This window comes from Rhodococcoides corynebacterioides NBRC 14404 (assembly GCF_001894765.1).
Taxonomy (GTDB): domain Bacteria; phylum Actinomycetota; class Actinomycetes; order Mycobacteriales; family Mycobacteriaceae; genus Rhodococcoides; species Rhodococcoides corynebacterioides.
In genome coordinates, this window is the sequence record NZ_BCWV01000003.1 from 364008 (window position 1) to 388697 (window position 24690).

The following is a 24690-nucleotide window of genomic DNA, read 5'->3' on the forward strand; positions in this document are numbered from 1 at the left end:
GCTCATCGGGCCCGACGATGACCTGCGTGACGATCACCGCGTCGCACCGAGTCGGGCCAGCACGTCGCCGTGCCGGTCGACGGCGGCGTCGATCACCGCGGGATGCTCGGCGTACCAGCGCAACTGGGCACGGTGGACCTCGTCCGCGGACCGGGTCTCGCCGTGCACGGTCCAGTCGAGTGTCGGCGGCGCCTCCGGATCCAGCACCGACAGCACGCGGGGATCGAACGGGGTGTGGACCGAATCGAGCAGTGTGCGCCCGGGATCGGTCGGGGTGGCCGGCACGTCCAACGCGCGCAGGATGCGGGTGGCCAGCTCGATCAGCACCGGATTGCCGGGGTGGTTGATCGTGTGCGCTGCAGCCGCGCCGTACCCGGGCACGGCGTCGGAGATCGTCACGTCGCAGGCCGCGCTCTCGCGTCGACGGAGTTCGGCGAGGCTGCGGTCCGCGATCCAACGCACCGTCTCGTCGTCGATCGGCACGTCCCAGTCGTCCGTCTCGGACAGGCCCAGTGCGGCGGCGCGAACGGTCCGCAGATCGTGGTACGGCACGACGGGCGGATCCCGCGACGGATCCGCCGGGTCCCGCACGATCGCCTGGAACGGGAACAGCCCGGCGTAGCGGAAGACGGGCCACCGCAGCACGCGGGCGCCGTCCGGCAGGTGCGCGGCGACGTCGTCGGTCCCGATCGGCAGGTCGCGGTAGCCGCTGCGCACCGGCTGGGCCAGGAGCACCTGCGCGCGCGTTGCCAGCGCCTCGAGGTGGGCGACGTCGGACTCGGTCAACTCGTGCACCGGCGGCATCCGGACGCTGGTGAAGGGCGCGTCGGACACCGTGTCGAGCACCACCCGCAGGGCCTCGGCCTGGCAGTTTCCCAGCACGATCCACAGCGGGCGGTCGGTCGGGACGTCGTCGAGACCGTAGAAGTGGCCGTAGTGACGGGTCCTGCCGTCCGGCGGATCGCCGGTGCTGGATCCGGGTCGGGCGGGGGTGGCCATGGGACGCCGCATACCCCGCCCGGGGGGCGTCCGAACCTTCCCGAGGGTGACGAACCGGACCTCTCGGGTTGAACCGAGCCCCCCCGGGGCATCCTGAATCAGTCGAGGTCCAACCAGCCGGCCCGACGCGCTGCTGAACGTACGTGCGCGACGGACACCGGTCTCTCGGGATTCCGCGCGCGTGCTCGCCCCCGAGAGGATGACCCCTGCCTGTGATCGCCGTCGCCTCGATACCTGCCGCCCACCCGTACGCGGCCGGCGTGGCCCCGACCGGTGACCCGTCGGTCCGGCTGCTCCCGGACCCGCGTCCGATCGATGCGACCACCCCCGACCAGTGGTGGCCGCCGCGCCTGCTCGACCCGGACTACCTGCGCGCGTGCATCGACGACATCGATCTGGTGCACCTGCACTTCGGCTTCGATGCCGCGACTCCGGAGCGGCTGGCCGAGATCGTGCACATCCTGCGCGAGTCGGCGACCCCGCTGGTGTTCACCGTGCACGACCTGCACAACCCGCATTTCGCGGACGCCGACCTGCACCGTCGGCAGCTCGACGTGCTGGTGCCGGCCGCCGACGCCGTCCTGACGTTGACCACGGCCGCCGCCCGCGAGATCGAACGACGGTGGGGCCGGTCGGCCACGGTCACACCGCATCCGCACGTCGCCCCGCTCGAGTTGATCGCCGCGGTCGACCGCCGGCGATCGGCGACGCCGGTGATCGGCGTTCACGCGAAGACGTTGCGCGCCAACCTCGATCCGGAAGCCGTCGTCCCCGCACTCGTCGCAGCCGCGTCGGCACGCGGCGCCGTCGTGCGGCTGGACCTCGACGACGCCCTCTTCGACCACACGAGTCACTGGTACGCGCCGGAGCGCGGTGAACGCCTGCTGGCCTTCGCCTCTCACCCCGATGTCGACGTGCGTGTCCACGGGCGCTTCACCGACGCCGAACTCTGGCAGTACCTCTCGGAGATCGACGTCGCCGTCCTGCCCTACCGATTCGGCACGCACTCCGGGTGGATGGAGGCCTGCCGCGACCTCGCCGTCGTGCCGATCGTGCCCGACACGGGATGCTTCGGCGACCAGTTCCCCTGCCCCACGTTCACGTTCGGGCCCGACCTGTTCGACCCCGAGTCGCTGGACGCCGCGGTGGGCGATGCTCTGCGTCGACCCGTCCTCGACGCGTCGTTCGCCGAGTTCCGACGCCACCAGCTCGCCGCCGTCCGGGCCGAGCACGCCGCCCTCTACTCGTCTCTGACCGGGGTGACCGGCCGCGACGCCGCGGCGGTACCCGCATGACGGACTCGCTGCGCATCGCCCTGCTGGGGTCGTCGCGCTTCCCGATCTGCCAACCGTTCGCCGGCGGTCTCGAAGCGCACGTCTGGCACCTCGCTCGCGCGCTCACCGCGCGCGGTCACCGGGTGAGCCTGTTCGGGGCGGACGGCTCCTCCATCGACTCGCCGCACGACGTGATCGACGTGCACACCTTCACCCTGAGCCCGGACGCGCGCACCGAGCACATGGGTCCGTCGTGGGTCGTCCACGAGCACCACGCCTACCTGTCCGTGATGCTGGAACTGGCCGGGCGGCTGCGGAATTCGTTCGACGTCATCCACAATCACAGCCTCCACTACCTGCCGATCGCGATGTCGTCGACGGTGCCGACGCCGATGATCACGACTCTGCACACCCCGCCCCTGGCGTGGCTGGAGTCGGCGGCGGCGGTGCCGCTGAATCCCGACACGCGCTACGCCGCCGTGAGTCGCTACACCGGTCGGCAGTGGACCCCCGTCGCCGGACACATCCCGGTGGTACCCAACGGCATCGCGCTCGATCGATGGCCCGTGGGTGCGGGCGGCGACTACGCGGTGTGGACCGGGCGGCTCGTTCCCGAGAAGGGGGTCGACGCCGCCATCGATGCTGCCGTGCGCGCCGGCTATCCCCTTCGCATCGCCGGACCGGCCTGCGACGACGAGTACTTCCGGACCGTCGTCGAACCGCGCCTCGGAGCCGACGTGATCTACGAGGGGCACCTGATGCAGAAGGAGCTCGCCGACCTCGTCGGCGGAGCGGCTGTCGCCGTCGTCACCCCGCAGTGGGACGAGCCCTACGGGCTGGTCGTGGCCGAGGCCCTCGCCTGCGGCACACCCGTCGCCGCGTTCGGGCGCGGCGGGATCCCCGAGATCGTCGACCCCACCTGCGGCGTTCTGGTCGCGGCCGACGACGTCGTCGGCCTGGCCGACGCGATGCGGACCGCGGCGACCCTGTCGCGCCGCGATGCCCGTGCCCGCGCCGAGCGCGTGTGCTCCGACACCACCATGGTCGACTCGTATCTCGCGCTCTACCGGGACATGCTGGACGAGCGGGACGCCGTTCCGGCGTGATCGGGTACTACGTCCACCATCACGGCGTCGGGCATCTCGCGAGGGCGTCGTCGATCGTCCCGTTCCTGCAGGACGACGTGACGATCTTCTCGTCGCGGCCCGCACCGGACCGGATGTCGGCGTCGCAGTGGGTGGCGGTGCCGATGGATACCGCGTGGGCCACGCACAGGGATACCGGGCCGGACGCGCGGGGAACCACGGCCGGTGGGGCACTGCACTGGGCTCCGACCGGCGTGCCGGGACTCACCGAACGGATGGCGACGATCGCCGCCTGGATCGAGCGTCACCGACCGCGCGCGTTCGTGGTCGACGTGTCGGTGGAGGTGTCGACGTTCGTGCGGCTCATGGGGATTCCGCTCGTCGTCCTGGCGATGCCGGGTGAGCGCACCGACGCCCCACACCGCCTCGCGTACACGCTGGCGGACCGCATCGTCGCCCCGTGGTCACGCACCGTGTACGACCCGGAGTGGTTGCGCGAGCACGCCGACAAGACCGTGTACGCCGGATCGATCAGTCGAGTCGCGGACCGCGTCTCGACGGGGCCCCGCGTGCCCGACACCGCCGTCCTGATGAGTGGGGCAGGTGGATCGTCCCTCGCGGCGGGCTATCTCGACGCGGTGCGTGCGGCGACACCCGACACGACGTGGCGGGGCGTCGGCACGCCCGGCGAGCCGTGGGTCGACGACGTGTGGCCGATCCTCGACACGGCGGGGGTCGTCGTCACCCACGGCGGCCAGAATGCCGTCGCCGACGTCGCGGCCGCGAACGCACCCGCCGTCGTGGTGGCCGAGGACCGCCCGTTCGACGAACAGCGCGCCACTGCACGGGCTCTGGACCGCGCCGGACTCGCGGTGGCGCTCGACGCGTGGCCGGACCCGGCGGCGTGGCCGGACCTGCTCCGGCGCGCCCGGGCCCTCTCCGCCGACCTCCGCACGGTGACGGAGATCGACGGTGCCGCCGCACGGGCCGCGGCCGCGATCGAGTCGGTGGCCGGGTGACGACGGCCGTCGTCACCATCGCCGCCGGACGGCACGAGCATCTGCGTGCGCAGGACGCCGGATTGCGCTCGGGCACAGTGCAACCGGACATCCGGACGATCGTCGCCATGGGCGATACCGACGTTCCCGGCGCCACCGTGGTCCTCCCGGTCGACGGTGCGCTTCCTCTGGCGCGGGCGCGCAACGCCGGGGCGCGGCTCGCGCTGGACGCCGGCGCGGACGTGCTGATCTTCCTCGACGTCGACTGCGTTCCGGCACCGAACCTCGTGGCGTCGTACACCGAGCACGTGCGCGACGGCGTCGTGCTGTGCGGTCCGGTCACCTACCTCCCGCGCGGCGCCGACCTCGGCCGTCTCCCGGAACTCGTGAATCCCCATGCGGCCCGGCCGAATCCCCCGGCGGGAACGATCGAATCCGGGGAGAACTGGGACCTGTTCTGGTCGCTGTCGTTCGCCGTCACCGCGACCACGTGGGCCGACCTCGGGGGTTTCTGCGAGGACTACGCAGGCTACGGCGGCGAGGACACCGACTTCGGGTGGACCGCTCGCGAGCGCGGCGCGCGTCTGCAGTGGCTCGGCGGCGCCCACGCGTTCCATCAGTGGCATCCGGTGTCGGCTCCGCCGGTCGAACACCTCGACGACATCGTCGTCAACGCCCGCGTGTTCCACCGGCGGTGGGGCCGCTGGCCGATGACCGGGTGGCTCGCCGCGTTCGCGGAACGGGGTCTGATCGCGTGGGATCCGGACGGCGCGACACTCGAGCGCAGGACGCACGACCGGTAGCGCTCGAGCGCGCCCGAACTTTGGTCTACTCGTCGTATGCGCACCCTGATCCTCATGCGGCACGGCAAGTCCTCCTACCCGGACGGCGTGGGCGATCACGAGCGCCCGCTCGACGAGCGCGGTCGACGCCAGGCGGCCGCGGCCGGTGACTGGATCCGCGAGCACGTCGGCGACGTGGACGCGGTGATCTGCTCGACCGCCACCCGGACCAGCGAGACGCTGGACCGGACGGGCATCGCGGCGACCACGCGGTTCGAGTCCGCGATCTACGGCGGGTCCCCCGACGACATCCTCGGCGAGATCGCGCAGGCCGATCCCGAGGTGCGGGTGCTCCTGGTGGTCGGGCACGCGCCCGGGGTGCCGTTCACGGCTCTGGAACTCGCGGACAAGGACTCCGACCCCGCCGCGGTCGCCTGGTTGCGGTCCGGTTTCCCGACGTCGGCGCTCGCCGTGCTGGAGGTTCGCGGCGAGTGGGCCGACGTGTCGGTGACCCGTGCCACACTCCGGCACGCACTGCGAGTCGACTAGAAGGGAACCACCATGAGCGTGCAGATCCAGCTGGTGATCGTGCCGGTGTCCGACGTGGACCGGGCCAAGGATTTCTACACCGGGATCGGCTTCCACGCCGACCACGACGCCAGCCCGTTCGAGAACATGCGCTACGTGCAGCTCACACCGCCGGGGTCGGCGTGCTCCATCGCGATCGGCCACAACATCACCGAGGCCGAGCCCGGCTCCCTGAACTACATCCTCGCGGTGGTCGAGGACGTCGCCGAGGCCCGTCGAGCGCTGGTCGCCGCGGGCGTCGACGCCACCGAGGTCGCCGACGAAGGGTGGGGCCTGTTCACCCACTTCGCCGACCCGGACGGCAACAAGTGGGCATACCAGCAGCTCACCTGACGTCAGGCGAGGACTGACACCAGGGCCTCGTCGGAGGCCCGGAGTGCCGCGCGGTCGTAGGTGGAGGCCGAGGATAGGATCTCGTCCGCATCGGTGCGCTCGACGAGGCGCTCGAGCTCGCGTCGGACCGTCTCGCGGCTGCCGAACACCGCGCCGGCGAGCGTGCGCTCGGCCACCTCGAGCGCCCGCGGTCCGAGCTCCGGCATCTCGGTGACCGGCCGCAGCGGCGGGAAATCGCCCGTGCGCCGCGACTCGGCGAGGGCGACGGCCTCGGACAGAGCGAGCACGCGCGCGTCGGCATCGGAGTCCGCCACGAGGATGTCCGCGGACACGGTGACCCGTGGCCGGGGCGTCGTCTCGGTCGGGACGAAGGCGCGTCGGTAGGTCCGGATCCGGTCGGGGTCGGCCAGTGCGGGACCCCCGACGATCACGGGAAGTCCGAGTCGCGCGGCGACCTCGAGTCCCGATCCGGTGGCGAGCACCGACACGGGAATCGGTCGGTCGGCCGCGGGTTGCGCCGTGACGGACCCGGTGCCGTGCAGAAAGCCGAGCAGGTCGGACAGATCCGCGGCGAACCCGTCGGCCGACTCCGCGCGCAGGGCCCGCCGAATCGGCGGGGTGAATCCGAGCGAGCGGCCGATGCCGAGATCGAGCCGGCCCGGGAACAGCGCCTCGAGCATCAGCGCGTTCTCCGCGACCAGCAGAGGGGTGTGGTTGGGCAGCATGACCCCGGCGGTGCCGAGGCCGATCGCGGTGGTCGCCGCGCCGATCGCTGCGAGCAGCACGGCAGGGGTTCCGGACGCGATGCCGGGCACCGCGTGATGCTCCGCGACTCGGAACCGGTGATAGCCGGCGGCCTCGGCCCAGCGGGCGCGCTCGACGGTGTCCGCGACCGCGGCGGCGGACGAGCGGTCCACCCGCGTGCGCGAGCGGTCGAGAAGGGACACCAGCACGGTCGGTGCAACGACCGCGAGCCGGACCCTGTTCCTGACACGGGATCGGCACCTCGCGTCGGCATCGCCGGTTGGGAGCCGTCACGAAGATGTCGCGCACGGCTGCGGACATGAATTCTGCTGGCACACTCGAAACCGACTCGAGGGAGGTTTTCGCGCGGTGAAACGACGGCACTTGCTGCAATGGGCGGCGGCCGGGGCGGTGGGGGCTGTGGGGGCTGCCCTCGGTCCGGCCGTGATCCCGTCCACCAGGGCGGCATCCACCCTGCTGCCGTCGGCCTCGGCGCTGCCTCTCGGCGTCCCCACCATCCGCTCCCGCGTCCCGGAACTGTGGGCCGACCCGCCCCGTCCGCCGGACCACTCCGCGGTGATCGTGATCGGCTCCGGGTTCGGCGCCTCGGTGGCCGCCCTGCGGTTCGCGCAGGCCGGGCAGCAGGTCACCGTCCTCGAACGCGGCCTGCGCTGGCCGCGCGATCCGTGGCGGGAGATCTTCACCGCGGACATGACCGCGGACGGCCGCGGGCTGTGGCGTCAGCAGTCCTTCACCAACGTCACCGGCATGCCCGTCGGTCCGGTCGACCGCTTCGGCGGTGTGCTCGACACCACCCGCTTCGACAACCTCACCGTCTGGCGCGGTGCGGCCGTCGGCGGCGGTTCCGTGGTCTACACCGGGGTCACCATCGCCCCGGACAAGCGGTTCTTCGACCTCTCGTTCGGCGGTCGCGTCGCCTACGAGGAGATGGCGTCCACCTGGTACCCGGCGGCGCGGCGCATGTTGCGCCCCTCCCCCATGCCCGACGACGTGTACGCCGCCCCCGCGTTCGCCCACTCCCGCACGTGGGACGATCACGCCCGCCGCGCCGGGTTCGATCCTCAGCGGGTGGACGGCACCTGGAACTGGTCGATCGTGCGCGACGAGATGACGGGGCGGTCCCGGCCGTCGGCGACCGTCGGGCAGAGTACGTTCGGCAACTCCAACGGCGCCAAGCAGGACCTGACACAGAACTACCTTCCGCAGGCCGAGGCGACGGGACGGGCCCTGATCGCGCACAGCCACGAGGTGGCCGCGATCGGCACCGACACCGGTGGCCGCTACCGCGTGGAGGTGCGCCGACTCGACCCCGAGGGCAACGTCCTTGAGTCCCGCACGCTCACCGCCGACCGCCTGGTGCTCGGCGCCGGCTCCATCGGCACCACCGAGCTGCTGCTGCGGGCTCGGGACACCGGGGCGCTGCCGAACCTCAACGAATTCGTCGGTCGCGGGTGGGGCACCAACGGTGACGCGTTCATGACGCGCTCGTTGGGACCGATCGGTGGTGGCCCGCAGGGCGCCCCCTGCGCGTCGCGCATCGTCGACGAATCGGGGCTGCCGCTCACGGTGGAGAACTGGTACGTCCCCGGAGTGCCGACCGAGATGGGGTTCCTGGGTTCCCTCGGCATGACGATCGACCCGATGCGTGGCGAGTTCCGCTACGACCGAACCGCCGACCGCATCGTCCTGTCCTGGCCGAAGGGCGGCAATCCCGACACGGTCGCCTCGCTCCGCGCCGTGCAGAACCGCATGGCACAGGCGGGCCGCACGCTGGTGTCGGCGGAGCCGCTCACGCGCGACGTCGACGACACCCTCACGGCGCACCCCCTCGGCGGCGCGGTGCTCGGTGACGTCACCGACGGCTACGGCCGGGTGAAGGGATACGACGGTCTCTACCTCGTCGACGGCGCCCTGGTTCCCGGCAGCACCGGTGCGGCGAATCCGTCGCTGACGATCACCGCGCTCGCCGAACGCAACGTCGCGCAGGTCCTCGCGACCGGCGGGTGATCCGCTACCCCAGGCCGATCTCCGTCGTCCCCACCGGCACGGTGACCGTCGTGGCGGTGCGGGCACCGGCACCGGGGACCGACACCGCGTCGAGCACCCGGACCTCGGACGTCCACTCCGTCGGTGTGAGGGTCGCGCGCAGGTACCCGCGTCGCGCGTTGCCGAACGCGACGTGCGGGGACGCCGCCGCGATGGCCGCGCCGGTGTCGTCGACGTCCGCGCCGTCCTTGCCCGACGCTATGGACGTCGTCGCGATCTCGACGCCCACCGCGGGGGCCGGGTTCCGGTAGTCGCGCCGGAGCTCCGAGACGATGGTGCGGTGGATGTCGCCGACGATCGACTGCACCTGGACGCCGCGATCCCTCGCCGCATCGAGGATGCGGTGGCGGGAGGCCTCGTAGCCGCTCCACGGATCCATGCCGACCACGCGCTGTCCGTTCTCGATCTGCGCGAGGTCCGAGATCACCGTCTGATGGGCGAGGAACTTCCACGTGGCCGCGCTGCCGAACCCGTCCACGATCCACTTCTCCTGCGCCGCACCGGTGATGGTGCGGTCGGGGTCGGCCGTGGCGGCGTCCTGCGGGTGCTCGCCGTCGCCGTTCGCCTGATCGCTGCGGTACTGGCGCGTGTCGAGCATCGAGAAGTCGACCAGCGACCCGAACGAGAAACGGCGGTACGCCTGCAGATCGGGCCCGACGGGGCGCTGCGTCATCCGGACCGGAGTGTTCTCCCACCACGCCTTGAACGCGTCGGCCCGGCGCATGAGGAACAGCCGCGGATCGGCTCCCTCGTCCCGGGAGATCTGCGACGCCCAGTTGTTGTCCACCTCGTGGTCGTCGAACGTGGTGATCCACGGCGCCGCGGCGTGGGCGGCCGCGAGATTCTCGTCGGCCTTGTACAGGGCGTACCGATCGCGATAGTCGTTCAGCTGCAGCGTCTCTCGCGCCGCGGACTCCGGTCGCGGCAGCGACGCCCGCGCACCCTTCCGCTCGATCCCGTACTCGTAGATGTAGTCACCGAGGAAGAACACGACGTCCGGCGCGGAGCGGGCGAGGTCGGCGTAGGCGCCGTAGAACCCGTCCTCCCACTTCTGGCACGACGCCCACGCGAACGACAACGACGCCAGCGGCGCGCCCGCAGCGGGCGCCGTCCGGGTCCGTCCCACGGTGCTGGCGTGCGGGCCGACGAGGAAGCGGTAGAAGTAGTCCCGCGCCGGCGCCAGCCCGCGAACGTCCACGTGAACGGACCAGCCGTCGGCCTCCGTCGCGACCTCGAGACCCTGCGCGACGACGCGGCCGAACCGGTCGTCCTCGGCGATCTCCCAACGGACCGGGACCACACCCGGCCGCATGCCGCCGAGCGGCGCGATCGGGTCGACGGCCAGCCGCGTCCACAGCACCACCGAGTCGGGCAACGGGTCACCCGAGGCGACGCCCAGCCGGAACGGGTAGTCCGCCGGTGGCGCCGTCGGCGGTTGGGCCTGTGCGGCGGTGCCGGTCAATTCCGGTGTCAGTGCGAGGGCGCCGACGAGGGCGCTCCAGGTGAGAAAGCGGCGGCGGGTGGTCCCCGCGGTCAGCGATCGATCCGCACCGATGACGAGCTCGCGACGAGTCATGGGACTCGACCCTGCCGCGCCGACACGAACGGAAGTTGGCGGTCCGACGACGACTCGTCGACGACGGAGGTCACGTAGCGTTCACCGTCGTGAGCCGTCTCGTGCGCGTGGCGACGTACAACGCCAGCCTGAACCGCCCCGCCGCCGGGCAACTGGCCGCCGAGCTGGCCGAGGGGACGCACCCGCACCTGCTCGCCGCGGCCGAGGTGATCCAGCGCGCCGCCCCCGACGTGCTGCTCGTCAACGAGGTCGACCACGCCGACGGCACCGCCGAGGCACTCCGCGACGTCCTCGCCGTGGGCCGCGGGGGCGCGGCGGCCGTCGACTACCCGTACGTCTTCTCCGCGCCGGTCAACACCGGGGAGCCGTCCGGGCTGGACCTCGACGGGGACGGTCGGACCGACGGCCCCGGCGACGCGTGGGGATTCGGGGCGTTTCCCGGCCAGTACGGGATGGTCGTGCTGTCGCGTTTCCCGCTGGACGCGTCCGCGGTGCGCACGTTCCGACTGTTCCGGTGGGCCGATCAACCGGACTCGCTGCTGCCCCGCGAGCACTACGGCGCGAACGCCGACGCGCTGCGGCTGTCGAGCAAGTCGCACTGGGACGTGCCCGTCACGATCGGCGAGCGCACCGTGCACCTGCTCGCCTCGCACCCCACGCCGCCGACGTTCGACGGTCCCGAGGATCGCAACGGACGCCGGAACCACGACGAGATCCGGTTCACCGTCGACTACCTCGCCGGGGCGACCTATCCCGTGGACGACGCCGGGGTCGCCGGCGGTCTGGCCGACGACGTGTCGTTCGTCGTACTGGGAGACCAGAACGCCGACCCGGAGAAAGGTGACTCCTACCCCGGCGCGATCGACCGGCTGCTCACCGCGCCGCGCGTGCGGGATCCCCGTCCCGCGTCCGCGGCCCACGGCACCGACACCGCCGATTTCGGCCCGCGGGTCGGTCGACTCCGCGTCGACTACGTCCTGCCCAGCGACGACCTCGAGGTGACCGGTTCCGGTGTGTTCTGGCCGGCACCCGGCGAGCCCGGCGCCGACGTGATCACCGCGAGCGATCACCGTCCGGTCTGGGTGGACCTGCGCGTCTGACACCGCACGGATCGGGTACGCGAAGACCATGACCGATCGCGACAGGACCGACCCCGACCGAGCCGGCATGGGTACCCGCGACGTCGAGAAGCGGTGGCGCGACCCGGCTGCGCTGCGCCGCGCGGCGCTCTACGTGGTCTCCGCCGTCGGGGTCGCCGCGATCGCCCTCGCGGTCTTCCTGGCGACGGGCGCCTCGAACGTCGTCGTCGCCGCGATCGTGCCCGGCGTCTGCCTGGTGGGCGCGATCGGTGCGCTGGTCATCGGTTACCGCTCCTACCGCCACGGCGGGACCTGGCCGATCTGGCAGGGCGCGGCGTGGTTTCTCTTCGCCCTGATGTTGGTGAGCCTGTCCCTCCCCACCGCGACGGTGCGGTAGCGGTCGGGAGGCGGTGAAGACAAGGAGGGTCGGCCGACTCAGGCCTGGACGACGGTGACCACGTTGCCATCGGGATCGCGCAGCATGAACATCGGCGGGACGTTCGGATCGTCGTCGTCGCCGATCGGGTCGAGCTCGAACCCGCCGATCGCCGACAGGCGAGCGTGCTCGGCACGCACGTCGGCGGTCTCGACCCCGATCGCGGATCCACCCGGACTGTCGAACATCGGCGGGTTCAACGCCAGCCGCGCCGTCGACCCCACCGGGGCGACCTCGAGCCAGCGGTACTCGCCGTCGGGCCCGAAGCGGGTGTCACCGCGCACCTCGAACCCGAGTACGCGGGTGTAGAAGTCGAGGGCCTTGTCCTGGTCCGCGACGGTGAACATGGCCACGCCGATGTTCGTGATGGTGCTCTTCTGCTCGGTCATGGTGGTACCGACCCGGCCGCGAGGGGAAACTCATCGCGACCGACCCCGACCAGGGCCCCGAACGCGACTCGGCCCCGCACTCACGAGCGAGTGCGGGGCCGAGCCGGTGTCGGTTCGGGTCGAACCGTGCGCTACCGGGTTACCGGAAGTCGCCCGAGAAGCCGTAGTCGTCGAGCGGCACGGCAGCACCGGTGTTCTGGCCGAAGCCGTCCGGGCTGTAGTACTGATCGTCGTACGACGGCACCGCGTAGGCCGCGGCCCGTGCCTCCTCGGTGGGCTGCACCGTGATGTTCCGGTACCGGTTGATGCCGGTGCCGGCCGGGATCAGCTTGCCGATGATCACGTTCTCCTTGAGACCGATCAGCTTGTCCGAGCGGCAGTTGATCGCCGCATCGGTCAGCACGCGAGTGGTCTCCTGGAACGACGCCGCGGACAGCCACGAGTCGGTCGCCAGCGATGCCTTGGTGATTCCCATCAGCACCGGACGTCCGGCCGCGGGCTCGCCACCCTCGGACACGACGCGACGGTTGCTCGCCTCGAACTCGCTGCGCTCGGTCAGCGATCCGGGCAGGAACTCCGTGGAGCCCGAATCGATGATGGTCACGCGGCGGAGCATCTGACGCACGATCGTCTCGATGTGCTTGTCGTGGATGGACACACCCTGGCTGCGGTACACCTCCTGAACCTCGTTCACGAGGTGGATCTGCACCTGACGCGGGCCCATGACACGCAGGACCTCGTGCGGATCGGCAGCACCTTCCATGAGCTGCTGGCCGACCTCCACGTGGTCGCCGTCCGACAACAGGCGCTCGGTGCCGTCGTCGTGCTTGAACACACGCAGACGCTGACGCTTCGAGAGCTTGTCGTAGACGACCTCTTCGCCGCCGTCGTCCGGAACGATGGTGATCTTGTAGAAGCGATCACCCTCCTCCAGCTGGATGCGACCCGAGACGTCCGCGATGGGTGCCTTGCCCTTGGGCACACGAGCCTCGAAGAGCTCCTGCACGCGGGGCAGACCACCCGTGATGTCGTCGCCGGCCACACCACCCTGGTGGAACGTACGCATGGTCAGCTGCGTACCGGGCTCACCGATGGACTGGGCGGCGACGATGCCGACGGCCTCGCCGATGTCGACCAGCTTGCCGGTGGCCATCGAGCGGCCGTAGCAGGTGGCGCAGACGCCCGTGCCGGTGGTGCAGGTGAGCACGGAGCGCACCTTGACCGTGGTGATGCCGGCCGCGAGCAGTGCGTCGATGGCCGGGTCGCCCAGGTCGTGGCCACGCTCGACGACGACGTTGCCGTCCGCGTCGACCGCGTCCGAGGCCAGGGTCCGCGCGTACGTCGAGGTCTCGACGTGCGCGTCCCGGATCATCGTGCCGTCGGCCAGCTTCTCCGCGATGGTCGTGGTGATGCCGCGCTCGGTCCCGCAGTCCACCTCGCGCACGATGACGTCCTGCGACACGTCCACCAGACGACGGGTCAGGTAACCCGAGTCGGCGGTACGCAGCGCGGTGTCGGCCAGACCCTTACGGGCACCGTGCGTGTTGATGAAGTACTCGAGAACCGTCAGGCCCTCCTTGAAGGAGGACTTGATCGGACGCGGGATGAACTCGCCCTTCGGGTTGGTCACCAGACCCTTCATGCCGGCGAGCGACCGCACCTGCGTCATGTTTCCGGCCGCGCCGGACTTCACGATCATCGGGATGGGGTTGTCGTCGGGGAAGTGGGCCTCCATGGCCTTGCCGACCTGCTCGGTCGCTTCCTGCCAGATCTTCACCAGAGCCGAGTTGCGCTCGGTGTGGTCGAGCGCGCCACGCTGGTACTTGCGCTCGATCTGATCGGCCTGCGCCTCGAACGACTCCATGATCTCCGCCTTCTCCGGCGGCACGAGGACGTCGGAGATGGAGATGGTGACACCCGAGCGCGTGGCCCAGTAGAAGCCGGCGTCCTTGAGCTTGTCGACGGTCTGCGCGACCACGATCATCGGGTACCGCTCGGCGAGATCGTTGATGATCGTCGCCTGACGCTTCTTCGGCATCTGCTCGTTGACGAACGGGTAGTTCGCCGGCAGCAGCTCGTTGAAGAGCACCCGGCCCAGCGTGGTCTCGGCGGTCCAGGCGTCGCCCGGTGCCCAGCCCTCGGGGAACAGCTCGGCCTCGAGCTCCCGCGAGGGACGCTGGTTGGTCAGCCGCACCTTGATGGGCGACTGCACCGTGAGCACACCGCGGTCGACGGCCATCTGCGCCTCGGCCGGGCTCGCGTAGATGCCCTGCTCGGGGCCCTCGCCGGTGGCCGGCGACAGCTGACCCTTCGCGGCCTCGTCGAGACGGGTCAGGTGGAACAGACCCGTCACCATGTCCAGACGCGGCATGGCGAGCGGACGGCCCGACGCCGGCGACAGGATGTTGTTCGACGACAGCATCAGCACGCGGGCCTCGGCCTGCGCCTCTGCCGACAGCGGCAGGTGCACGGCCATCTGGTCACCGTCGAAGTCGGCGTTGAACGCCTCACAGACGAGCGGGTGCAGCTGAATGGCCTTGCCCTCGACGAGCTGCGGCTCGAACGCCTGGATGCCGAGGCGGTGCAGCGTGGGGGCGCGGTTCAGCAGCACGGGGTGCTCGCCGATGACCTCTTCGAGGACGTCCCACACCTGGGCACGCTGACGCTCGACCATGCGCTTGGCCGACTTGATGTTCTGCGCGTGGTTCAGATCGACCAGACGCTTCATCACGAACGGCTTGAACAACTCGAGTGCCATGAGCTTCGGCAGACCGCACTGGTGCAGCTTCAGCTGCGGGCCGACGACGATGACCGAACGGCCCGAGTAGTCGACGCGCTTGCCGAGGAGGTTCTGACGGAAGCGACCCTGCTTGCCCTTGAGCAAGTCGGACAGCGACTTCAGCGGGCGGTTGCCCGGCCCGGTGACCGGACGGCCACGACGACCGTTGTCGAACAGGGCGTCGACGGACTCCTGCAGCATCCGCTTCTCGTTGTTGACGATGATCTCGGGCGCGCCGAGGTCGATCAGTCGCTTGAGGCGGTTGTTGCGGTTGATGACGCGGCGGTACAGGTCGTTCAGGTCCGAGGTGGCGAAGCGGCCACCGTCGAGCTGGACCATCGGACGCAGCTCCGGCGGGATCACCGGCACGGCGTCGAGCACCATGCCCATCGGCGAGTTGCCGGTGGACTGGAACGCGGCGACGACCTTGAGGCGCTTGAGGGCGCGGAGCTTCTTCTGCCCCTTGCCGCTGCGGATGGTCTCGCGCAGCGACTCGGCCTCGGCCTCGATGTCGAAGGTCTCCATGAGCTTCTGGATGGACTCCGCGCCCATCGCACCCGTGAAGTATTCGCCGTAGCGATCGACCAGCTCGCGGTAGATCAGCTCGTCGACGATGAGCTGCTTCGGTGCCAGCTTGGTGAAGGTGGACCAGATCTCCTCGAGACGATCCAGCTCACGCTGCGCGCGGTCACGGAGCTGACGCATCTCGCGCTCGCCGCCGTCCTTGACCTTGCGACGCACGTCGGACTTGGCACCCTCGGCCTCGAGCTCGGCGATGTCCGCCTCGAGCTTCTGCGCGCGGGCCTCGAGATCGGCGTCGCGCTGATCGGCGACGGCCTTCTTCTCGACCTCCATCTCGGCCTCGAGGGTCGAGAGCTCGTTGTGGCGGAGCTCGTCGTCCACCGAGGTGATGACGTAGGCGGCGAAGTAGATGATCTTCTCGAGATCCTTCGGCGCCAGGTCGAGCAGGTAGCCCAGACGCGACGGCACACCCTTGAAGTACCAGATGTGCGTGACCGGGGCGGCCAGCTCGATGTGACCCATGCGCTCACGACGCACCTTGGCGCGCGTGACCTCGACGCCACAGCGCTCGCAGATGATGCCCTTGAAGCGCACGCGCTTGTACTTGCCGCAGTAGCACTCCCAGTCGCGAGTCGGTCCGAAGATCTTCTCGCAGAAGAGGCCGTCCTTCTCCGGCTTGAGCGTGCGGTAGTTGATGGTCTCCGGCTTCTTGACCTCGCCGTAGGACCAGTTGCGGATGTCGTCCGCGGTCGCGAGACCGATGCGGAGTTCATCGAAGAAGTTGACGTCCAGCACGTCGTACTTCCTTTCCCCCGGTGACGGGGTTAGTTATCTGCTGCTACATCGGTGAGGGCGAGCCGGCGCGGGAAACCCCCCGCGCCGGCCGGCACCTCACTGAGCGAGATCGTCGACGGTGGCGGACTCGTTGCGTGAGAGGTTGATTCCCAGGTTGGCCGCGGCGCGCTCGAGATCCTCGTCGTCACCGTCGGCCATCGTGATGGCCGCGCCGTCCGAGGACAGCACCTCCACGTTGAGGCACAGCGACTGGAGCTCCTTGAGGAGCACCTTGAAGGACTCGGGGATGCCGGGCTCGGGGATGTTCTCGCCCTTGACGATCGCCTCGTAGACCTTGACGCGACCGACCACGTCGTCGGACTTGATGGTCAGGAGCTCCTGCAGCGTGTACGCCGCACCGTAGGCCTGCATGGCCCAGCACTCCATCTCACCGAAGCGCTGTCCACCGAACTGCGCCTTACCGCCGAGGGGCTGCTGCGTGATCATCGAGTACGGCCCGGTCGAGCGAGCGTGGATCTTGTCGTCGACCAGGTGGTGCAGCTTGATGATGTACATGTAGCCCACGGACACGGGGTACGGGAACGGCTCGCCGGAGCGACCGTCGAACAGCGTCGCCTTGCCGTCGGCGCCGACCATCTGGTCGCCGTCGCGGTTCGGGATCGTGCTCGACAGCAGACCCGTCAGCTCGTCCTCCTTGGCACCGTCGAACACCGGGGTGGCGATGTTGGTGTCGGCCTCCGCCGCCAGCATCTCCTCCGGCAGCGTCTCGGCCCAGTCGGGTCGAGTGCCGTCCGTCGCGACCTGAACGTTCCATCCGGTCTTGCCGATCCAGCCCAGGTGGGTCTCGAGGATCTGACCGATGTTCATACGACGCGGGACGCCGTGCGTGTTCAGGATGATGTCGATCGGCGTGCCGTCGGACAGGAACGGCATGTCCTCCTGCGGGAGGATCTTGCCGATGACGCCCTTGTTGCCGTGGCGGCCGGCGAGCTTGTCGCCGTCCTGGATCTTGCGCTTCTGCGCGACGTAGACGCGCACCAGCTCGTTGACGCCCGGAGGCAGATCGTCGTCGTCCTCGCGCGAGAACACGCGGATACCGATGACCTTGCCGTTCTCGCCGTGCGGCACCTTCAGCGACGTGTCGCGCACCTCGCGCGCCTTCTCGCCGAAGATGGCGCGCAGCAGGCGCTCCTCGGGGGTGAGCTCGGTCTCGCCCTTCGGCGTGACCTTGCCGACCAGCACGTCACCGTCACGGACCTCCGCACCGATGCGGATGATGCCGCGCTCGTCGAGGTCCGCGAGAACCTCGTCCGAGACGTTGGGGATGTCGCGCGTGATCTCCTCGGCACCGAGCTTGGTGTCGCGGGCGTCGATCTCGTGCTCCTCGATGTGGATCGAGGTCAGGACGTCCTCTTCCACGAGGCGCTGCGACAGGATGATCGCGTCCTCGTAGTTGTGGCCCTCCCACGGCATGACGGCGACGAGCAGGTTCTTGCCCAGCGCCATCTCACCGTTCTCGGTGCACGGACCGTCGGCCAGCACCTGGCCGGCCTCCACGCGCTGACCCTCGTCCACGATCGGACGCTGGTTGGCGCACGTGCCCTGGTTCGAGCGGGCGAACTTGCGCATCCGGTAGGTCGAGCGCGAGCCGTCGTCGGCCATGACGGTGACGTAGTCGGCCGAGACCTCCTCCACCACACCGGTCTTGTCGGTGACGATGACGTCGCCGGCGTCGACGGCGGCACGGAGTTCCATGCCGGTACCGACGATCGGGGACTCGCTGCGCACCAGCGGCACGGCCTGACGCTGCATGTTCGCACCCATGAGGGCGCGGTTCGCGTCGTCGTGCTCGAGGAACGGAATCATCGCGGTCGCGACCGAGACCATCTGTCGCGGCGAGACGTCCATGTAGTCGACGTCCATCGACGACACGAACTCGACCTCGCCGCCCTTGCGACGGACGAGAATGCGCTCGTCGACGAAGCGGCCCGAGGTGTCGATGGTCGAGTTGGCCTGCGCCACGACGTGGCGGTCCTCCTCGTCCGCGGTCAGGTAGTCGACCTCGTCGGTCACCCGACCGTCGACGACCTTGCGGTACGGCGTCTCGATGAAGCCGAACGGGTTCACCCGCGCGTACACCGAGAGCGAGCCGATCAGACCGATGTTCGGACCCTCGGGGGTCTCGATCGGGCACATGCGGCCGTAGTGCGACGGGTGCACGTCGCGCACCTCGAGGCCGGCGCGCTCACGGGACAGACCGCCGGGGCCCAGCGCCGACAGACGACGCTTGTGGGTCAGGCCCGACAGCGGGTTGTTCTGGTCCATGAACTGCGACAGCTGGGAGGTTCCGAAGAACTCCTTGATCGCGGCGACGACCGGACGGATGTTGATCAGGGTCTGCGGCGTGATCGCCTCGACGTCCTGGGTGGTCATCCGCTCGCGGACCACGCGCTCCATGCGGGACAGGCCCACGCGGATCTGGTTCTGGATGAGCTCACCGACCGTGCGCAGACGACGGTTGCCGAAGTGGTCGATGTCGTCGACCTCGACCGGCACCTCGACGCCGCCCGGAGCCGTCATCGACTTCTCCCCCGCGTGCAGACGCACGAGGTACTCGATGGTGGCGACGATGTCCTCTTCGGTCAGCGTCGACGCCTCGATGGGCAGGCCCGAGTTCAGGCCCAGCTTCTTGTTGATCTTGTAGCGACCCACGCGAGCGAGGTCGTAGCGCTTCTCCTTGAAGAACAGGTTCTCCAGCAGGGTCTGCGCGCTCTCCTTGGTGGGGGGCTCGCCCGGACGCAGCTTGCGGTAGATGTCGAGCAGCGCCTCGTCGGTGCCGGCCGTGTTGTCCTTCTCCAGCGTGGCCATGAGGATCTCCGAGAAGCCGAAGCGCTCGGTGATCTGCTCGGTGGTCCAGCCGAGAGCCTTCAGCAGCACGGTGACCGGCTGACGACGCTTGCGATCGATGCGCACGCCGACCGTGTCGCGCTTGTCGACGTCGAACTCCAGCCACGCGCCACGGCCGGGGATGACCTTGACGCTGTGCAGGTCCTTCTCGGTGGTCTTGTCGACCGTGTGATCGAAGTAGACGCCCGGGGACCGCACGAGCTGCGAGACGACGACGCGCTCGGTGCCGTTGATGATGAACGTGCCCTTGTCGGTCATCATCGGGAAGTCACCCATGAAGACCGTCTGGCTCTTGATCTCACCGGTGTTGTTGTTGATGAACTCCGCGGTGACGAACAACGGCGCCGCGTAGGTCATGTCCTTGTCCTTGCACTCGTCGATGGAGGCCTTGACCTCGTCGAAGCGCGGATCGGAGAAGGAGAGGGACATCGAGCCGGAGAAGTCCTCGATGGGCGAGAGTTCCGTCAGGATGTCCTCGAGGCCGCCGCTGACCGAGCTGTCGCCGCGTGCCTCGGCACGGGCGCGCCACTCGGGGGTGCCGACGAGCCATTCGAACGAATCGGTCTGAAGATCGAGCAACCCCGGAACTTCGAGGGGTTCACGAATCTTCGCGAACGACACCCTCTTCGGGGCTCCGGGGGTTCCGGCGTTTTCCTTGGACTGGGTGGAGACTGCCAAGATGCGTCCTTCCAGCACCTCACGCGGGCCGCTTGCTGCACTGCGCGACCGTCGCTGTATCTGCTTTTCGAGTGGGAACTCCGCTGGTCACGACCCGTACGAAGCCCTCGCTCGGCAGCGACGGACACACGTGTCCATCGAGGCGGAGTCTGGAGAATGACAGGAGGCACCCAGCGCAACGCCCAAAAGTACCCCAGAAACGCGGACATGGCAACACGCGTGGGTCACGGACGGCGACAGAAGGTGCCGACATCGAGATGCAGGTCCGCCGAGACCTGCTGTCGGCGCCCGGTGCCTCCATTTGCTCCGGCGCCGCCCAGAAACCTCGGCGATCGGGATGCGTCCCGCACCCGCAGGGTCGATACCCGACGGCGACCCGGTCGAAACCGGGCCGGCGGACGAATCCGGTAATCAGAGTGGACTCCCGGACGCCCCACGTCAAGAGCACGCGCGGCGTTTCGGGCGTCGGGTGGTCCCGGCGCGGGTGAGCCCGCGGTCGGCTCGCGGTTGTCCAGCGGTCGGCTAGCGGTCGGCTAGCGGTTGTCGATGGTGGCGATCAGCCACCGACCGTCGACCCGCTCCATCGTGAACGCCACCGGAGTCTGCACGGTCCCCTGGTCCACGCCGTCCTGACGGGCCGCGATGTCCATGCTCGCCACCAACTCGGCACGGTCGCCGTCGAGCAGCGAGACACCGATGTCCGTCACCGTCGCCGTCGTGACCGTCTGGGTCTGCAGCACGCCCTGCTTGGTCTGCTCGGCCGTCGAGTCGTACTCACCTCGACGCTCGTCGTTCAGGACGGCGCGCGCCGCCTCCTGGTCCTGGTCGATGGTGTCGAAGCCGTAGCTGAACACCGTCTGCAGAGCGTCCCGCCCTGCCGACGTCACCTCGAGGGTGGCCCCGGTGTCGACCCAGGCGCTGTTGGTCACTGCAGGTGCCCCCGGCCGGATCAGTCCGAGAACCGCGATCACCGCGAACACCACGGCGAGCGCGCCCAGGATCGGGACGAGCGTGGGGAGCGGACGACGCGCGCGGGGCTCGGCTGCCTCGTCGGCATCGGCACCGTCGGTGGTGTCGGTCTCCGGCTCGGCGGTGGCGGTGGTGTCGGCCTCGGCGGAGGGCTTCGACAGATCGACCGCGCCGGTGGTGGCGTCGGTCGCGGAACCAGCCTCGTCGACGGTATCGGGGGTGTCGGTGGCGTCCGTGGTCTCGGTGGCGTCGGCGGGATTCACCGGGCCGGCGGGCCGACCGGCGACCTTCTTCCGACGGACGGCTCCGGCCGGGGGACGCGTGGCGCCCAGGGGGGGACGACGACGTGCGGGGGGCATGGACTCTCCTAGCGCGAGATCACTGACCGCCCGACGGCGCGGCAGGATTCGCCGGCGCGGCGGGGTCGGTCGGTGCGGCGGGGTCGGCGGGCGCAGCGGGGTCGGCGGGCGCAGCGGGATCGGTGGGCGCAGCGGGATCGGTGGGCGCAGCGGGATCGGTAGGCGCGCCCTGCGGCAACTGCAGCGGGATGCGTTCGCCGATCGGCTGGATTCGCGTGGCCTTCCACGTGCCGTCGACGTCCTGGAGCTCGAGCCGCAGGGTGCTCTGGAAGCGCTCGTTGCCGCTGGGCTTGGTGGTGTCGGTGGTGAGCACGATCAACGACTGTGCCGTGCCCTCGTCCGCCGAGAAGCCCACCAGCGCCGCATGCTGTACCGACGCCGTGGTGACGACACCGGTGTCGGCGAACTGCTCGCGGAACTGATCCCGCGTGTCGTTCAGGCCGTTGGTGAGTTCGTCTCCGGTGATGGAGGACTCGATGTCGGCGAAGGTCTTGTCGAGATCGTTCGCATCGACGGAGTTCAGGTTGATCGCGGCCTGGCGGGCGCCGGCGAGTGCGTCGTCGCGCGTGGACGCGGCGGAGGACTCGCGGAAGGCGAGGAACCAGAACACCGCCGAGACCACGGCGAGCACGGCTGCGACCACGCAGACAGCGGCCACGACCACGACGAGCCGGGACCGCTGGGTACGCGGGGTGGAGGTGGTTGGCGTCACAACGCCACCCTACTAGGCGGTAACCACCGGCCCCGCGAGGGACCGGTGGCCACCACCCGTGTCAGCGACACCCGTCAGGGACGAACCGTCACACCCAGCAGCGCCGCCAGCTGCGTCGCGATGGGGTTGAGGTCGATGGGGTCCGGCGCCACCTTCGGCTTGCCGTCCCACGGCTGCGGGATGTTCGGATCGGCGAACCGCACGCTGTTGGCCCCACGCACGCCCGTGAGCGAGCCCTGCGGCACCGTGCAGTTGGCGTCCAGGTTGATCGGGAAGTCCTGCTGCGTCGGGTCGAAATCGGGATTGCGAGCGTATTCGGCGTCGACGATCGCCTGCGTGCCCTCGTAACCCTGCGTGCACGACGGCGGGTTGTTCACCTCGAGCGCGATGCCGAAGTGGATGGTCCCGTCGCCCGGGCTGACCGAGTTCGCACCCTGCGCGAGGGCGGGGAGGAACTGGAGCAGCGGCCGCAGCGCGAACGTCCGCGGGCTGAGCGCCTCGCTGACCCCGGCCAGGTTGGTGAGGTTGCTCGTCAACCCCGGACCGGCCTGTGCGACCAGTGCGCTGGTCTCGTCGGCGAACGGGATGCCGTTGTCGATGATCCGGCGGATGTCCGGATCGTTGGACCGGAGCTGCGCCGTGACCAGGGCCAGGTCGGAGCTGAACTGCTGGATCGCCGACGACTGCTCGCTCTGGGTGTCCAGCACCACACGGCTGTCCCGGATCAGGGTCAGCGTCTGCGGCAGGTTGCTCAGTCCGTCCTGCGAGAACGTGTCGAGGGAATCCACCAGACCGGCCAGGGCCGTCCCCGTGCCCTCGAACCCTGTTCCGAGTTCGGTGATGAGGGTCCGGAGATCGTCCTTCGGCACCGACGACGCGAGTGTGTCCACGTTGCGCAGCAGATCCTCGACCGGAGTCGGCGTCGAGGTGTCGGCCTGCGCGATCGTGGACCCTTCCTCGAGGTAGGGGCCCTGATCGGTGCGCGGCTGCAGATCCACGTACTGCTCACCGATCGCGGATCGGTTGGCCACCACGGCGACGGTGTCGGACGGGATGTCCGGGCCGTTCTTCTCCAGGTTCAACGTGACGTCGACACCCTGCTCGGTGAGCGTCAGTGCACCCACCCGACCGACGGGGATACCGCGGTAGGTGACCTCGGCGTTCTGGAAGATGCCACCGGAGTCCGCGAACTGGCCGGTCACCGTGTACTGACCGAATCCGAGCAGCTGATCGATGCGCACGTACTTCGCACCGACGTAGATGATTCCGAGCAGCGCGATCACCACGAACGCGACCAGCTGGGTGCTGACCAACTTCGATCTCACTGTCCACCTCCCGGCTGCGCGCCGGGGGCAGCGCCGATACCGAACTGTTCGAGAATGCCGTCGAGCGGATTCGCCGACGGCGGCGCCGCGGCCGGAACACCCGGTGCCGGCGTCGGCGACGGGATCACCGGCGGTAGCGGCAGGAGGGACACCGTCGGCCAGCCGGGTCGCGGTCCGTTGCCGTTGTAGTACGGATTGGACGGATCCACCCGAGGCTTGGGGTCGCCGTTCAGCGGCGGGCTGTAGATCGGGTTCCCCTCGCCGACGCCGAAGGTGCTCAGCTGGTTACCGATCTGCAGATCGGCACTGATGAAGAGGTTCACCGAGTTGCCCTGGGCGATCTTCTCGACGCCGTCCGGGAACGGGAACGTCGGCACGAACGCGAGGTCGGTGACCAACTCGTCGCCGTACGTCGCCAGTTCCTGCAGCGTCGGACGCAGTGCGCGCAGGTCGGCGATGAGATCGTCCTTGCTGCGCTCGATGACGTCGGTACCCACCTCGCCGAGACGGTCCAGCTGGGTGAGCAGCTGGGTCAGCTGCGGACGCTGCTGCTCGAGGACTTCCGTGGCCACCGGCAGGTCCGCGAGGATGCGATCGATCTTCTCGGTCTGCTGGTTCAGGGTTCCGGTGAGCACGTCGAGACCGTCGAGGGCGCGTGTGATGTCACCCTTCTGCTCCTCGAGCCCACCGATGAGCGTGTTGGCCTGCTCGATGAGAGAGCGCAGTCGATCCTCGCGCCCCGACGTCGCCGTGTTCAGTTCCTTGACGATCGGTGCGAGCTGTGCGACGCCGCCGCCGTTGAGCAGCATCGACAGGGCGCCGAACACCTGCTCGATGTCGGTGGCGTGGCGGGTGCGCTCGACCGGAATCGTGTCGCCGCCGATCAGGCGCGCCTCGTCGGCGTCCCCCTCGGGAACCGACAGCTGCACGAATTTCTCGCCGAGCAGGTTGGTCTGCTGGATCGAGGCGGTCGCGTTGGCCGGCAGATCGACCGAACTGTTCACCTCGACCTGGACGTCCGCGATCCACGAGTCCCCGGGCACCGAGATGTCGGTGACACGACCGACCTCGACGCCGTCGACCTTGACGGTCGACTGCGGCACCAGGTCGAGAACGTCGTCGAACTGCAGGGTCAGGCGGACGGGGTCGGAACCCACGTCGGCGCCGCCGGGCAGGGGAATTCCGTAGACACCCTCGGACCCGCAGGCCCCGACGGTCAGGGCCACCACACAGACTCCGGAGGCGACGACGACACCGCGCGCGCGGCGAGTCGGTTGACGTGTGACGCGCACGG

19 protein-coding genes are annotated in these 24690 nt (G+C 69.7%); 9 read left to right on the plus strand and 10 right to left on the minus strand.

What is annotated here, in order from left to right:
* Positions 1-33: 33 nt before the first annotated feature.
* A complete protein-coding gene (locus RC2_RS06945) occupies positions 34-999 on the minus strand; it encodes a WcbI family polysaccharide biosynthesis putative acetyltransferase (RefSeq protein WP_068152690.1) in 966 nt (321 codons plus the stop codon).
* A 212-nt stretch (positions 1000-1211) separates the two neighbouring features.
* Here RC2_RS06945 and RC2_RS06950 point away from each other — a divergent pair, with 212 nt between their 5' ends.
* Genes RC2_RS06950 through RC2_RS06975 form a run of 6 tightly spaced genes read left to right on the plus strand, consistent with a single transcriptional unit; the run spans position 1212 to position 6059 of the window.
* Complete coding sequence (locus RC2_RS06950) at positions 1212-2294, plus strand: glycosyltransferase family protein (protein WP_068152691.1); 1083 nt, start codon at positions 1212-1214, stop codon at positions 2292-2294.
* The gene (locus RC2_RS06955) at positions 2291-3379 is read left to right on the plus strand and encodes a glycosyltransferase (RefSeq protein WP_068152693.1); all 1089 of its coding nucleotides are present in this window, start codon (positions 2291-2293) and stop codon (positions 3377-3379) included. Before RC2_RS06950 ends, RC2_RS06955 begins: the two co-directional genes overlap by 4 nt.
* The gene (locus RC2_RS06960; protein WP_068152696.1) at positions 3376-4377 is read left to right on the plus strand and encodes a glycosyltransferase; all 1002 of its coding nucleotides are present in this window, start codon (positions 3376-3378) and stop codon (positions 4375-4377) included. The genes RC2_RS06955 and RC2_RS06960 overlap by 4 nt, the downstream gene beginning before the upstream one ends.
* Positions 4374-5159: a glycosyltransferase family 2 protein gene (locus RC2_RS06965; RefSeq protein WP_068152698.1), complete on the plus strand. Its 786-nt coding sequence runs from the start codon at positions 4374-4376 to the stop codon at positions 5157-5159. The genes RC2_RS06960 and RC2_RS06965 overlap by 4 nt, the downstream gene beginning before the upstream one ends.
* A 36-nt stretch (positions 5160-5195) precedes the next feature.
* On the plus strand, positions 5196-5687 hold the full coding sequence (locus RC2_RS06970; protein ID WP_068152701.1) for a SixA phosphatase family protein: 492 nt from the start codon (positions 5196-5198) through the stop codon (positions 5685-5687).
* Between the two features lie 12 nt (positions 5688-5699).
* Positions 5700-6059 carry a VOC family protein gene (locus RC2_RS06975; protein WP_068152703.1) on the plus strand — a complete coding sequence of 120 codons (360 nt, stop codon included), beginning with the start codon at positions 5700-5702 and terminating at the stop codon, positions 6057-6059.
* 2 nt (positions 6060-6061) lie between these two features.
* Here RC2_RS06975 and RC2_RS06980 read toward each other — a convergent pair whose 3' ends face one another.
* Positions 6062-7012: an MsnO8 family LLM class oxidoreductase gene (locus RC2_RS06980; RefSeq protein WP_068152706.1), complete on the minus strand. Its 951-nt coding sequence runs from the start codon at positions 7010-7012 to the stop codon at positions 6062-6064.
* A 160-nt stretch (positions 7013-7172) separates the two neighbouring features.
* Between RC2_RS06980 and RC2_RS06985 the strand changes: the two genes are divergently transcribed.
* A complete protein-coding gene (locus tag RC2_RS06985; RefSeq protein WP_072681232.1) occupies positions 7173-8831 on the plus strand; it encodes a GMC oxidoreductase in 1659 nt (552 codons plus the stop codon).
* Positions 8832-8835: 4 nt separating this feature from the next.
* Here RC2_RS06985 and RC2_RS06990 read toward each other — a convergent pair whose 3' ends face one another.
* On the minus strand, positions 8836-10446 hold the full coding sequence (locus RC2_RS06990; RefSeq protein ID WP_068152710.1) for an alkaline phosphatase D family protein: 1611 nt from the start codon (positions 10444-10446) through the stop codon (positions 8836-8838).
* A gap of 89 nt (positions 10447-10535) precedes the next feature.
* Here RC2_RS06990 and RC2_RS06995 point away from each other — a divergent pair, with 89 nt between their 5' ends.
* Both RC2_RS06995 and RC2_RS07000 read left to right on the plus strand, forming a co-directional pair.
* Positions 10536-11546: an endonuclease/exonuclease/phosphatase family protein gene (locus RC2_RS06995; RefSeq protein WP_245811010.1), complete on the plus strand. Its 1011-nt coding sequence runs from the start codon at positions 10536-10538 to the stop codon at positions 11544-11546.
* A gap of 28 nt (positions 11547-11574) precedes the next feature.
* Entirely contained in the window at positions 11575-11922 is a 348-nt protein-coding gene (locus RC2_RS07000) for a hypothetical protein (protein WP_068152713.1), read from the plus strand.
* A 38-nt stretch (positions 11923-11960) separates the two neighbouring features.
* Here RC2_RS07000 and RC2_RS07005 read toward each other — a convergent pair whose 3' ends face one another.
* The 7 genes from RC2_RS07005 to RC2_RS07040 form a co-directional block, all read right to left on the minus strand.
* On the minus strand, positions 11961-12350 hold the full coding sequence (locus RC2_RS07005) for a VOC family protein (RefSeq protein ID WP_068152715.1): 390 nt from the start codon (positions 12348-12350) through the stop codon (positions 11961-11963).
* Positions 12351-12489: 139 nt separating this feature from the next.
* Positions 12490-16446 (minus strand): DNA-directed RNA polymerase subunit beta', encoded by a 3957-nt coding sequence (locus RC2_RS07010; RefSeq protein ID WP_068152718.1) that lies wholly within the window; start codon positions 16444-16446, stop codon positions 12490-12492.
* Between the two features lie 96 nt (positions 16447-16542).
* Positions 16543-20049 carry a DNA-directed RNA polymerase subunit beta gene (rpoB, locus tag RC2_RS07015; RefSeq protein ID WP_068152721.1) on the minus strand — a complete coding sequence of 1169 codons (3507 nt, stop codon included), beginning with the start codon at positions 20047-20049 and terminating at the stop codon, positions 16543-16545.
* Positions 20050-20564: 515 nt separating this feature from the next.
* On the minus strand, positions 20565-21359 hold the full coding sequence (locus RC2_RS07020; protein WP_068152725.1) for a hypothetical protein: 795 nt from the start codon (positions 21357-21359) through the stop codon (positions 20565-20567).
* Positions 21360-21378: 19 nt separating this feature from the next.
* Positions 21379-22071, minus strand: a complete 693-nt coding sequence (locus RC2_RS19055) for an Rv1363c family protein (RefSeq protein ID WP_139277304.1) — start codon at positions 22069-22071, stop codon at positions 21379-21381.
* A gap of 74 nt (positions 22072-22145) precedes the next feature.
* Entirely contained in the window at positions 22146-23396 is a 1251-nt protein-coding gene (locus RC2_RS07035; protein WP_068146063.1) for an MCE family protein, read from the minus strand.
* Positions 23393-24688, minus strand: a complete 1296-nt coding sequence (locus RC2_RS07040) for an MCE family protein (RefSeq protein WP_068146131.1) — start codon at positions 24686-24688, stop codon at positions 23393-23395. Before RC2_RS07040 ends, RC2_RS07035 begins: the two co-directional genes overlap by 4 nt.
* Between the last annotated feature and the right edge of the window lie 2 nt (positions 24689-24690).

Bases quoted from the DNA above. Each gene is read 5' to 3' on its own strand.
- RC2_RS06945 (WP_068152690.1), bottom strand. From the start codon at position 999: ATGGCCACCCCCGCCCGACCCGGATCCAGCACCGGCGATCCGCCGGAC.
- RC2_RS06955 (WP_068152693.1), top strand. From the start codon at position 2,291: ATGACGGACTCGCTGCGCATCGCCCTGCTGGGGTCGTCGCGCTTCCCG.
- RC2_RS06970 (WP_068152701.1), top strand. From the start codon at position 5,196: ATGCGCACCCTGATCCTCATGCGGCACGGCAAGTCCTCCTACCCGGAC.
- RC2_RS06975 (WP_068152703.1), top strand. From the start codon at position 5,700: ATGAGCGTGCAGATCCAGCTGGTGATCGTGCCGGTGTCCGACGTGGAC.
- RC2_RS06990 (WP_068152710.1), bottom strand. From the start codon at position 10,446: ATGACTCGTCGCGAGCTCGTCATCGGTGCGGATCGATCGCTGACCGCG.
- RC2_RS07000 (WP_068152713.1), top strand. From the start codon at position 11,575: ATGACCGATCGCGACAGGACCGACCCCGACCGAGCCGGCATGGGTACC.
- RC2_RS07005 (WP_068152715.1), bottom strand. From the start codon at position 12,350: ATGACCGAGCAGAAGAGCACCATCACGAACATCGGCGTGGCCATGTTC.
- RC2_RS07020 (WP_068152725.1), bottom strand. From the start codon at position 21,359: ATGCCCCCCGCACGTCGTCGTCCCCCCCTGGGCGCCACGCGTCCCCCG.